Here is a 12,064-nt window from a genome sequence, read left to right as displayed (position 1 = left end):
ATTGGAAAAGGTTTCTTCACTAAACTATTAACGCTCCCCGTTGATTCTGATTCACATTATTTCAATTGTGACAGCAGAATAGAGCAATTCCTGCTTTAAGGGTCAATCCTTTTTGGCACTTCCATTACTTTAAATCAATTAAAGCACTGTGCATTCCGGACACACCCTCTTGAGCTTGTAATAGTAAGTTCGGTGATGAAGCAACTGATGGTGCGACATCAAAAACAATATTAATTGTGGCTTTGTTTCCCGGAAGTAGATTTTGATTGTAAAAATTTTTAATATGTTGATTTTTATCTAGGTTTGCCGTGAGACTTGCTTTTGAATCTGTATCAAACATTTTCTTACCTTTTTTTAATTTTAAAAAATTATCTTTCAAAACAACGGAATCATCACCATTGTTTTTTACTGTCACATTAATAACCACATATTTCCCCTTGGCTTTTAATGGTAAAACAGACGGTCCCACCTGAGAATCAGGACCAACTTGAGCAGTAGTATGAACTTTATTCACTTTATAGACCATTTTCCCAACAACAACTGTGTCACCGATCTTAGGAGACTTTACTAGATCTTTATTTACTGTCATTTTTTTATTTGCGGCGGTCTTCATTTGTGATGACCCACATCCAGAAATAAACAGCAAAACAATAAAAGCAATAAATACTAATTTCTTGAATCTTATTGTCTTCATTTTTCTCCTCCATAAAACCAAATTATTTGTTAATTTGTATTTTCCAAAATTGTTCCTCCCCTTTAACTGTCTTCACTCATTAGACGACATAAAGTGATATTTGGCTTAGATTTCAAAAAATAGTTGAGATTGTTAAAGACTTATTGATTCTAGGTTCAATTTTAACAAATTTTCGAGATAATTTGTTTTAACCGTTATTGCCGTTTTCTTCAAGTCGTTTAATAAGTGTCAGGTAGAAAACCTCAGCATCACTTCTGTACTGCCGACGCTGGACACAAGACACTTGCCACTAGTCAATATCTTTTAAAAAAGGACATGACAAAAGGCACTCGGTTAGGAAAGAGTGCCTTTTGTTTACAATCTGAGAACCAGACACGCTGGTTCTTTTTTTGTACGTGACTATTTAGTTGTTATGTCCATGGTTTTCACTCTTCGCGTTGGCATGACTTTTGATTGGAAGAACATGATGTGGGTTTACCTTTTTTGGAGTGATCGCTTGCTTGGTAACTTTTGCTGATAATTTATCAACTGTTTTTTTTACATCTGCCTTTACATCTGCTTTAACTTGTTTAGCTTGGCTTGGCGTTTGCTTAGCCACCTTCTTAACAAGTGGCTGGGCTTTATGTTTGACAAGTTCCTTGACGTCCTTCTTAGCCTCTTTTTTCGTTTGGCCGACCGTTGTTTTTAATTTCTCTGATGTTGGTTTCTCTGATGTAGGTTTCTTAGGGGGCGCTTGCTTGCTGTCCTCATCAGTGGCCGGTTTTTCTTGGTCTGCTTTTACATCAGACTTGGCTTGATCATCCGATACGTTTTGATCAGTCGCTTTCTCATCATTTGTGTTTTCGGCAACATACGTGTTGTTTACTTTTTCTAACTTCAAACCAAGTTTTTCAAAGCTTTTTTCAATTGTTTTAGACAAAGCTGCTTGTGCCTTTGGATTCTTGATGTGTTGAAGGGCAGCTAATAGTGCTTCTATATTGTGTTTCAAGTTAGGATTAGCTTGGTTGATTTGAGTGCTGTCAACAGGAAGAGCACTGCCTGAATTGGTTGATGTTCCTGCAGTTGTTGTTGTAGTGCCACTCTCAACTGGAAGAGCACTGCCCGAGTTAGTTGAACTCACTGCTGTTGTATTTGCAGCCGATCCATCGGTTGAATCACTCGTGTTAATCGTGTTGGCTTCAGTTGTTTGATCCTTTGTTGCGGTTGTATTGGCCGAAACAGCTGTCGTTGTGCTCGTGGTGCCGTTGTCTGATGACGCTGACCCGTTAGCTTTAACAGCAGCACTTGCGGTCAAATCGGTCGCTTGGTTCTGAAGGTCAATCGCTTTTTGAAGCGTCTCTTCTGCTAAGTCTGTCTTGCCTTCCTTCATAAGTGCGTTGGCTTCCGAAATTTTAACGGCCGCATAATGGGCAAGCTTTTTTGCCTTTTCGGTATCATTAGTGGTCAGTGCGAGATTAATCGATTGAACCATCGCCTTTACGAAATAAAAGAAATTATCTGGCAATAAACCCGGCTTTGGCTCCTTTATCGAGGTAGCCGATGTATTTGTCGCGGTTAAATCAGTATTAACCGAGGTAGAATCACCACTTGTGCCTGAATTAACTGTTGTTTGCTGAGCGGTTGTCGTCCCTCCTGTCGCTGCAAAAGCGTGTGTTAGAGGACCTGCCCCCTGTGAAAAAGCTAATGTCACGGCAGCAATCGCTGTAAATCCCCATTTATTGACTTTAATCATCGTCGTTCCCCCTATGTTTGACTGTCTATTCTTATCGTAGCGGCCACTTATTCATCGCGGCCAATCCCTGTTTGGTTACTGTTACTCGACGCTGTCTGACAATGGGCCCATTTCATCAGCTGCAAGCAATGGATTCACCAAAAACGTTCGGGACGCTCTGTCTATTTATGTACGTCACCTTCAAAAATACTTCATTGACCACTGACATTTTTTAAAGCTTCGCAACAAGGTTTTTCCTTATTTTTATGTTAAAATAGAAGCGTTCGAATTATTTGAAAGTGAGGGGTCATAATGGAGTCAAGCTTTTTTACAAGAAATCGGGCTCGCTTGGCTGAGCAAATAGAAGAGGGCTCGCTTGCCGTGTTCTTTGCAGGAGAAGCACCTCATAAGTCAGCCGATGAAGGCTATGATTTTTATCCAAATCTGAATTTTTACTATTTAACGGGTATTGATGAACCAAAGGTCATCCTTGTTCTCAACAAGATTTACGGTAAGGTAAAAGAAACCTTATTCATACAGAAAGCGGATCCTGTTCGTGAGCGCTGGGAAGGTAAGACGATCTCTGCGCCTGAGGCCATGGCTGCTTCCGGTATCGAATCCGTACAATACATAGAAGATTTTCACGGTTTCCTTCAAGGAGCTCTCATCTCGCACTCTTATTCCCATCTCTATCTTGATCTTGAGCGCCGCCATTGGGACGCGCCTCTTTCAGCTTCTCAAAAATTTGCTTCTGATATCGGGGCGCGTTACCCATACTTACAAATTCATAATGCGTATCCCGCCATTTGTGAGCTTCGTGTGATCAAGTCTAAAGAAGAAGTGGACGAGATTAAAGAAGCGGGCCGCATTACATCCGAAGCGATCAAATTTACAATGACTCATACCAAGCCTGGCATGAACGAATCCGAAATTGAAGCTTATTTCGATTTTGGTTTGAAGACTCGCGGTGTGAAGCATCACGCTTTCCACACCATTGCGGCAGCTGGAGAAAATGGAACCATTCTTCACTATGGCAAAAACAACAGTCCGACAAAAGATGGAGATCTGATTCTTCTCGATCTTGGGGCAAAATGGAATTATTATAGTGCTGACATCAGCTACACCTACCCGCTTAATGGTAAGTTCACAGATCGCCAAAAAACGATTTATAACATCGTCCTCCGCGCGCTTCGTGAAATCACTGAAATGATTAAGCCAGGTGTCAAATTCAATGCCCTTCAGGAGCGCACGAAAGAAATCTTAGCTGAAGAGTGTAAAGCGATTGGTCTTATTAAAGAAGACAGCGAGCTTTTCAACTACTACTTCCACGGCGTGAGCCACTATCTTGGACTCGACACGCATGATGTCGGCAGTTACGGCAATCTCGACCGCGTTCGTGAGCTTGAAGCAGGCATGGTCATCACGGTTGAACCGGGTCTCTACATTGCTGAAGAAGGCATCGGCATCCGTATTGAAGATGACGTCCTCGTTACTGAGGATGGCTTCGAAGTTCTCACACCTGACCTTCCTCGTACTGTCGAAGAAATTGAAGCATTTATGGCAAATCGCAAATAAAAACAGAGTTGGGGACAGCACTCCTTGTTCATAAGGAGTACTGTCCCCATTCTTGTTCAATGGAAACGCGGGGACGGTTCTCGCGTTTCGCCTGTTCCTGGAACACGAGAACCGTCCCCGTGTTTCACCCGCGTTTCAGAAGCGTTTTCATAGCCTTGTTTTTAGTAAGATGATAGAATTGATTTATAATTTGGACTTGCTTTGTTTTTAGTGGTCCAAATTTAGGTTTACTCATCACAAATACATATTCTGGGAGGCTTCTTACAGTATGGAATATCGTCGTCTTGGTAAGTCTGGTCTGAAGGTCAGTGAAATTAGTCTTGGCAGCTGGCTCACTTATGCTGGTTATGTTGCTGAGGAAAATGCGGTGAACACAATTCATAAAGCCTATGATCTCGGAATCAACTTTTTCGATACCGCCAACGTCTACATGACAGGTGAAGCTGAAAAGGTTGTTGGGAAGGCCATCAAAAAATTCCAACGCGACTCCTATGTTCTTGCAACGAAGGTGTTCTGGCCAATGGGTGATGGTCCAAATGATCGCGGGCTTTCCCGTAAGCACATTATGGAACAGGCTCATGCCAGCTTGAAGCGCCTAGATGTTGATTATGTGGACATCTACTATTGCCACCGTTATGACGTGAATACACCGCTTGAAGAAACGCTTCGTGCTCTTGATGACCTCGTGCGCCAAGGAAAAGTTCTTTATGTTGGTGTCAGTGAATGGACAGCTGAACAAATTACAGATGCTGTACATCTTGCCGACAAAAAACTGCTTGACCGCATCGTCGTGAACCAACCGCAATACAGCATGCTCAACCGCTATATCGAAGAGTCTGTTCTTCCTGTCAGTGAAAAGCATGGTATTGGACAAGTTGTCTTCTCCCCTCTTGCTCAAGGTGTATTAACTGGTAAATATAAAATTGGTGAAGCCCCTCCTGAAGGCAGCCGTGCTGCTTCAGGTGTGAAAGCGATCGATCACCAGCTTACAGAATCTAACTTACAAAAAGTAGAACAATTGAAGCCAATAGCCGCTGAGCTCGGGATCACGATGCCTCAACTTGCTCTCGCTTGGATCCTTCGTCAGCCTGGTGTTGCCAGTGCCCTTGTTGGTGCTAGCCGCCCAGAGCAAATCGAGGACAACGTTAAAGCATCCGGCATTAAACTCAGCGCTGACGTTCTTGAAAAAATCGAAGGTATTTTAGCTTAATACGATTGTTCATCCCACTGCCCGCTCGCTCTTGCCAGCGGGCCATTTATACTAGTGCCGCTGGATTAGAGCTCTCGGGTTAGAGTTCTCTTGCCCAGGCATGACAACATCAATCATTCCGTAACGCCCAACAGCTAACCGTCATTACCCATCCCAAACGAAGGACATTTTTTAATTCTAAGGAGGTTTCCCACATGGAATACCGCAATCTTGGCCGTACTGGTCTTAAAGTCAGTGAAATCAGCCTTGGCAGCTGGTTAACCTATGGCGGCTATGTCGCTGAGGAAAATGCGATCAACACCATTCACAAAGCTTACGATCTAGGCATTAATTTTTTCGATACAGCAAATGTGTATATGCGCGGTGAGGCCGAGAAAGTCGTTGGAAAGGCCATCAAAAAGTTCAGCCGTGAATCCTATGTACTTGCCACTAAAGTGTTCGGTAACATGGGCGACGGTCCTAACGACAAAGGGCTTTCCCGGAAACACATCACAGAGCAGGCAAATGCCAGCTTGAAACGCCTTGATGTTGACTATATTGACCTTTACTATTGCCACCGTTTCGACCCAAGCACACCGCTTGAGGAAACCTTACGTGCGCTCGATGACCTCGTCCGTCAAGGAAAGGTTCTCTATATCGGCGTGAGCGAATGGACCGCCGAACAAATTACCGAAGCCGCCCACCTTGCTGACAAAAAACTCCTCGATCGTTTTGTCGCCAACCAGCCGCAGTACAGCATGCTTTGGCCAAAAATCGAGAAAGAAGTCATCCCTGTCAGTGAAAAGCACGGCGTTGGCCAAGTCGTCTGGTCACCGCTCGGACAAGGCGTCCTTACCGGTAAATACAAAAAAGGCCAGCAACCTCCAGCAGGTAGCCGCGCCGCTGAAAAAGACCTCAGCAACCTTCTCACTGACGAAAATCTAGAAAAAGTAGACAAACTGACCCAAGTGGCTCAGGAGCTCGACATCACCGTGGCTCAACTCGCCTTAGCATGGGTCTTGAGACAACCCAACGTCTCCAGCGCCCTCGTCGGTGCCAGCCGTCCCGAACAAATCGAAGAAAACGCCAAAGCATCCGGCATCAAACTCTCCGAAGACACCCTTGCTCGGATCAGCCAAATCCTAGGTTGAAACGCGGGGACGGTTCTCTCGTTTCATTTTTAAAAACAGCCCCGCACACTTGTGCGGGGCTTGAAACGCAGGGACGGTTCTCCCGTTTCACAAATTCCATTTTTACAAATAGCGCTTGGCACCCAAATAGCGAGGTCCCCAATAGGTACTTGAGAGGCTGTCTATTTTTACCCCGCTGCTGGTTGTTGCGCTGATAAATTGATTATTCCCTATATAAATTCCAACATGGGACACTGTTCCCGTGCTATTGGTCGTGAAGAAGACAAGATCCCCTTTTTGCAAGGTTGAGACTTTGCTTCCGCCAGAATAAAGAGCTGAGGAGGTTCTAGGAATCGAAACTCCTTCTTTATTGTAAACATAGTTCACAAACCCGCTGCAATCAAACCCGCTCGGCGTAGACCCACCATACAAATAAGGTACACCCGTGTAGCTTTCGGCATCCTGAATAATTTGATCCGACACGGAAACCAATGCTTTAGATTGAGATTGATCTTGAGTTGGTGTTGATGAGACATGAAGGACTTGTCCGACCCGAATGACATCACTTGTTAAACCGTTCCAAGCTTTTAACTGATTGACTGTTATATTATATTTTTTGGCAATCAAGGACAAAGAGTCACCTGATTTGACCGTATAAACGGCAGACGTTTGAGCAGAACCTTGAGTTGTTGTAGCTTGTCCCGCTGAACTAAGCTTTAACGTTTGACCAACTCGAATGGTGTCACTTGCTAAACCATTCCACGCTTTTAACTGGTCGACTGTTACACTATACTTTTTGGCAATTTGGGATAACGTATCCCCTGATTTGACCGTATAAGTGGTAGCAGTGGAAACAGAAGCTTGCGTTGATACCGTCTGACCTGCTGAGCTAAGATTCAGTGTTTGACCAATTTGGAGTGTATCGCTCGTTAAACCGTTCCACGCCTTTAGCTCGTCCACTGTTACACCATTTACTTGAGCAATCTTCCAAAGTGTATCTCCACTTTTTACAGTATATTTATTAGATGGATTAATGTTCAGTTTTTGACCGACATAAATACGATCACTTGTCAGATGATTTTGCGTTTCAATATCCTGGACATTCACATTATATTGCTTCGCATAAAGAGATAATGAATCACCGGACTTTACTGTCACTTCTTGGGCATGAGCATGCGTTGCACTTATAAGAGTAGTCGAAAGAAGGGCTGCAGTTGTCAAAACTTTAAATGAAAGTTTCATAAACTTATCATCTCTCCTCTGATGTATGTTCTTGTTGTCAAGTTATTTGCTTGTCCCCATTATAAGACATCATCATGCAAAAATGGTTTGGTAAACATGCCCATTACAAATGTAAAAAGAGAAACACTTGGTGAACCAAGCTTTGTTCTCCGCTTGTTACAAACTTGTAACATTAGAGCGTATCAATCTGTAAAAAAGAAACGATCCCAAGACATTCATCGTCTTAGGACAAAGAAATTCGCTATGTCTAACCATTTTAAAAACAAATCAACAACCGAGAGAAAATCAAGCCAGCTTGAGCAAAAATGGTCAACCACTTGCCGAGGATGGCTCACTCAATCCATGGCACTGCCTCTTTCCCCCATATCCATTCCTATAAAGCATGTCGAAAAATAATTACCGCTAATTTTACAGTTATTACCAAAATATAACCTATACGACATGGACAAATAGACATTTTTATGATAATGGCGCTCCTCCTAGATCTACATTTACTAATTTAGGTTCAGCAGAATTAGCCGCATAGGCGATCTCATGAAAAAAGCACTTTACCCATTAAAAACACCCATTCATATTCATGAATGGGTGTCATGTGTATCTTCAGTATTAATCATGATAGCGGCTACTTGTTTTAGACGTTCATAGAAGAATGGGCCAGCTGGGTGGTTGTGTAATCCCACTTCTTGAAAGGCTTCGCCCATGCAGCGCAGCCAACATTCTGCTCGTTTTGGTGTGATTTCAAAGCGCAGATGACGGTACTTCATGGCAGGAGGACCAAATTCTTCGCTGTATAAAGGAGGTCCGCCAAGAAACTGAGTGAGAAACATCTTCTGCTTCCTTTTTATTTCGTCCATATCACCAACAAATAATGGACTAAGTTCAGGATCGCTGTAGACCTTAGGATAAAAGGCTTCTACCAATTGTGAAATTGTAGATTCACCAATTTCCTCATAAATCGTCCTTAACTTACTTTTCATCCGTTCATTCAGCCTCCTTCCTTCAGTCATCTTTATAGAGTTTTATGCCCATAAGGCCATTCGCAAGCTTATTATAACTTTTTTTGATTTCCTTCGAAGTGAGCTTCATCACAGTTTTTCAATGAAAGGTTGCTTAGGAAACCATTTTTTAAAATTTCTTTGTGTCCTACCGTTCTCAAGCTCATTTCATGGCCACGATAGCTGCCAACAACCCGGATCATGCTCAGGGATCAATCTGTTTCAATTTCCTTTAACCATTCAATTGGCGAGGGGTCAATCGTCTTATTAAAGGATTGATGAATGCGTACGCCGGAGCCAAAGTGATAAGCTTCTGCCTTTAATCGCTTATGAATGGCCGTGAAAGTTTGGGGGTGAAGCCCTGAGCCCACCATGATGGCTGGACCCCTTGCTTCTTTTGACAGTGCTATCAAATGTTCTAATTGATCCAAAGCGTCTCCTGCTTTTTCGGCTCCTCCCGAGGTCAATATCCTCTCGATACGAGATGAATAGCGGCACAGTGTTTGATAGGCCGCTGTTTGATCCATGACCTCATCGAAAGCTCGATGAAACGTCATTTTCAAATCCCCTTTAAGGGACAGCACCGTCTCCAAAACCGGGACATCTACTTCCTTTTTTTCATTAAGACAACCAAACACGATGCCATCTGCCTGGCAGTTAGTAACAACAGAGAGAGTCTCTTTGATGACCTCTAAATCTGCTCCCCGATAACAAAAATGACGGCTGTGAGGTCTGACCATAACAAAAACCGGGACGTTTACGGAAGCTAACACTTGCTCAATGACCCGCAGATTGGGAGTCAGACCGCCCTCCTCCATTGTTGCAACTAATTCAAGCCGGTCTGCTCCTGCTTTCTCGGCTATGCGTGCATCTTGCTCATTTTGAACAATGACTTCGATTTCCATACACGGTCTCCTAATTATTCAAACTTGGCAGGCCGCTGCTAATGCTCGTTACCTGCATTTCCCACACGGCTAGAAATCAAACTTCAGCTACAACACACCACCCTGTTACCTGAATGCACCGATTACAAGTTCACGATCATTCTTCCAACGACTTTGCCATTGTCATTAAGAATGTTGGACGGGCGGAGGGCTTTTAACCGTTCAATCGTTTCTTTATTTTTATATTGGATGTCTTCGAGAATTCCGGCGATGAGGAGCGGCCAAACGAGCTCTGACCCGCTCAGCACTTTTAAAGCAAAACTCATCTTCTCTTCTCTCAGAGCAAAGCAATAGACTCCTTGGGCGCCGCCTTTTGCAATAATGTTAGGGTCTTCGAGCAACACGGTACAGACAAATTGATGGGAAGCAATCATTTCTGGATGGTCATTCATCACCTGACCAATTTTTTGAACTGCGGCTCTTGTGCTTGAGTCGGGAATCATTTCAGGGCAGACAAATTTAAGATAGGATAAGGCCATATTAAATAAAGGAACGGAAAAGACAGGAACACCACATCCATCCGTCCCTTTACCTATTTTATTTTTATCGATTTCTGCTAACTCAGACAAATAGTTTAAAATTTCTTGCTGCAAAGGATGCTCTGGTTCATAATAAGTTTCCGGTTCAAAGCCTCTTTCACGGGCTGTGGCAATAAACCCAAGATGCTTCCCTGAGCAATTGTGCAAATGTTTTTGTTTGGGGACATGATCCCACAAGCATTGATGTTTGGGTTCATCATTTAAAGGATAAGACGCATGACAAATAAGCAGGTCTTCTTCCAGGTGTAATTTTGTCATTAGGGAGCGCAAGGCTTCTTGATGATAGGACTCTCCCCTATGAGAAGCGGTAAACAAGGCGGCTTCTTTTGAAGACAAGCCGTATGTTGTTATGAGATCTGTTTTAAAAGCCGGGATCGCCTGAATCGGTTTCATGGCAGATCGATAGAAAGTCATATGATTGGGGTCGCCTTTACTATAAATGATCTCTTTCTTGTCGTTGATCCCGCAAATAACGCCATGGTGCAGGTTTTCAAGGAGGTCTCCTCGGTACTCGGAGACTAGCAGCGGTGCACTCATTTTTTTCACCTCTCCATCATTTAGTTGTCCAGATTCGATTAGACTGGTTTTGTATAGACGTGAGTTCCTAGTCGTTTAGCAAATCAATGCTTAAAAGCTTGGCATAGTGTTCATACAAGTCTTGCCAGCCGTACTGATAAGCGTTTTGTCCTGCCATTGAAGGGGTGTCTTTACCCGCAAGCTGGCCCGAAAAGCCTTTTAGACAGAGATGCCACCCAGCCGCATAAGATGGAGCTTGTTTGCGGTCGTTGAAGTGATGGCGAAGTACAAGCTGTGTTTGATCGCCCTCACTTGAGAGTTCCCAGCTTAAACGATCGTCTCCCCATTTTAATACCAGCAACTGAGGGGCCCGAGCCTCAAGTACGTCACCTTGAGTCTCCATAACTTCGGGTGTTCCGAGCATGGTCAAGTTTACCGGACCCTTTTCGGTCAGATCTCTATCCGGGTTAAATGGCCCCCATTTTGGGATGCGTGCCTTCTCTGTCAGGGCAGACCAGACTTCGCTGCATGGATGCTCCAATCGAGTCTCCAGAACGAGCGTCCAACTTCCCTCCTCTTCCGAAAGGTGTATGTTCTCAAATTCAAATGAATTCATTTCGTGTTTCCCTCCTGTCTTCTTTGATCAAGGCGGTCGGCTTTGGCTTCAATCAGTTGAACCCATTTCGCAAAAAAGTCACTTATATCCCTCTCAAAACGGATAGGCAATTAAAAACGTTGATACGTCGTTTTTGCCTCCTTCTGCACACTTAGTAGACCGCTTTCAGAGAAGAATCTGCCGATGATTGGCTATCAATGGCTGTGTTGCCGAGGACCTCGCTTAAGTAGACTGCCACAATCTGTCCAAGATCCTCCTGCAGGTTGGCTCTGCCACTACTGACAAGCACACTCCTCGTCCTTCATTACTGGTTTTAATATAACCAATCGTTATACTAGCAGCAAGTAAAAAAAAGAGCCCCTCTCTTCTTAAAAGATCCTCACAATAAAGTTCCGCTATTGTTATTCTCAAGCCGCCCTTCGCAGACTTTGTTGCTCATTACTTTAGCTTCCTTTTCGCAGGCCATTTGCAAGCTATTGATGCCCTTTTCTTTTGGAGTGGATTTGATGCACAACACTCCCCATCAAGAGAACAACCCCATAAGAATTTTTTTTGCGCCGCCTTTTAATATATAGAGTAAAGGAGAAAAATCGGTGACCACACTGAAAAAAGGAGAAAAACTACCAAAGGAAATTGGGATGGGATTAGCGAAATAATAACTAACTTCTGAAAGTCAATTCGTTTGACGGAAAGGAGGCATTCCATCCATTTATCCGTGCTCACGGTATAAAACTATATAGTTAGGGGGAGTTTTCCGAAAATGAGACTATCAATCTATCCTTGCAGGTAATCATTTTTCCAATGCAGTTGCATGTCCTCAGACCATCCTCACTTGTTTCGTGCTCAGTCACTTGGTTAGCAGGATTCAGTTGACTCTCAAAAAGCGTTGCCCTTTTAGTAGACGCCCCATACT

General features: G+C 43.5%; 12 protein-coding genes. 4 read left to right on the top strand and 8 right to left on the bottom strand.

Annotation, left to right across the window (positions count from 1 at the left end):
• Window positions 1-124: 124 nt before the first annotated feature.
• Together PU629_RS02245 and PU629_RS02240 are read right to left on the bottom strand one after the other, a co-directional pair.
• Window positions 125-694: a DUF4352 domain-containing protein gene (locus tag PU629_RS02245; RefSeq protein ID WP_275282646.1), complete on the bottom strand. Its 570-nt coding sequence runs from the start codon at window positions 692-694 to the stop codon at window positions 125-127.
• Between the two features lie 403 nt (window positions 695-1,097).
• Window positions 1,098-2,426: a DUF5667 domain-containing protein gene (locus PU629_RS02240; protein WP_275282645.1), complete on the bottom strand. Its 1,329-nt coding sequence runs from the start codon at window positions 2,424-2,426 to the stop codon at window positions 1,098-1,100.
• A 291-nt stretch (window positions 2,427-2,717) separates the two neighbouring features.
• Here PU629_RS02240 and PU629_RS02235 point away from each other — a divergent pair, with 291 nt between their 5' ends.
• From PU629_RS02235 to PU629_RS02225, 3 genes are all read left to right on the top strand, one after another.
• Window positions 2,718-3,980 (top strand): aminopeptidase P family protein, encoded by a 1,263-nt coding sequence (locus PU629_RS02235; RefSeq protein WP_275282644.1) that lies wholly within the window; start codon window positions 2,718-2,720, stop codon window positions 3,978-3,980.
• A 268-nt stretch (window positions 3,981-4,248) separates the two neighbouring features.
• Window positions 4,249-5,190, top strand: a complete 942-nt coding sequence (locus PU629_RS02230; RefSeq protein ID WP_275282643.1) for an aldo/keto reductase family protein — start codon at window positions 4,249-4,251, stop codon at window positions 5,188-5,190.
• Between the two features lie 194 nt (window positions 5,191-5,384).
• Window positions 5,385-6,320: an aldo/keto reductase family protein gene (locus PU629_RS02225; RefSeq protein ID WP_275282641.1), complete on the top strand. Its 936-nt coding sequence runs from the start codon at window positions 5,385-5,387 to the stop codon at window positions 6,318-6,320.
• 102 nt (window positions 6,321-6,422) lie between these two features.
• Here the strand turns inward: PU629_RS02225 and PU629_RS02220 are convergent, their stop codons facing one another.
• Window positions 6,423-7,541 (bottom strand): C40 family peptidase, encoded by a 1,119-nt coding sequence (locus tag PU629_RS02220; RefSeq protein WP_275282640.1) that lies wholly within the window; start codon window positions 7,539-7,541, stop codon window positions 6,423-6,425.
• A 96-nt stretch (window positions 7,542-7,637) separates the two neighbouring features.
• On the opposite strand from PU629_RS02220, the gene PU629_RS02215 reads away from it, so the two are divergent.
• Window positions 7,638-7,937 carry a hypothetical protein gene (locus PU629_RS02215; protein ID WP_275282639.1) on the top strand — a complete coding sequence of 100 codons (300 nt, stop codon included), beginning with the start codon at window positions 7,638-7,640 and terminating at the stop codon, window positions 7,935-7,937.
• A gap of 179 nt (window positions 7,938-8,116) precedes the next feature.
• Here PU629_RS02215 and PU629_RS02210 read toward each other — a convergent pair whose 3' ends face one another.
• The 5 genes from PU629_RS02210 to PU629_RS02190 all read right to left on the bottom strand — a co-directional run bounded on the left by PU629_RS02210 (window position 8,117) and on the right by PU629_RS02190 (window position 11,440).
• A complete protein-coding gene (locus tag PU629_RS02210) occupies window positions 8,117-8,518 on the bottom strand; it encodes a globin domain-containing protein (protein ID WP_275282638.1) in 402 nt (133 codons plus the stop codon).
• A 230-nt stretch (window positions 8,519-8,748) separates the two neighbouring features.
• Entirely contained in the window at window positions 8,749-9,441 is a 693-nt protein-coding gene (locus PU629_RS02205; protein ID WP_275282637.1) for a copper homeostasis protein CutC, read from the bottom strand.
• 122 nt (window positions 9,442-9,563) lie between these two features.
• On the bottom strand, window positions 9,564-10,556 hold the full coding sequence (locus PU629_RS02200; RefSeq protein WP_275282636.1) for an asparaginase: 993 nt from the start codon (window positions 10,554-10,556) through the stop codon (window positions 9,564-9,566).
• A 67-nt stretch (window positions 10,557-10,623) separates the two neighbouring features.
• Window positions 10,624-11,151: an SRPBCC family protein gene (locus PU629_RS02195; RefSeq protein ID WP_275282635.1), complete on the bottom strand. Its 528-nt coding sequence runs from the start codon at window positions 11,149-11,151 to the stop codon at window positions 10,624-10,626.
• Window positions 11,152-11,302: 151 nt separating this feature from the next.
• On the bottom strand, window positions 11,303-11,440 hold the full coding sequence (locus tag PU629_RS02190; protein ID WP_275282634.1) for a hypothetical protein: 138 nt from the start codon (window positions 11,438-11,440) through the stop codon (window positions 11,303-11,305).
• Window positions 11,441-12,064 lie beyond the last annotated feature (624 nt).

The sequence above is a fragment of the Pullulanibacillus sp. KACC 23026 genome (assembly GCF_029094525.1).
GTDB lineage: Bacteria > Bacillota > Bacilli > Bacillales > Sporolactobacillaceae > KACC-23026.
The sequence above is the reverse complement of the archived record's forward strand: the minus strand, read 5'-3'. Positions and strand labels throughout refer to the sequence as shown.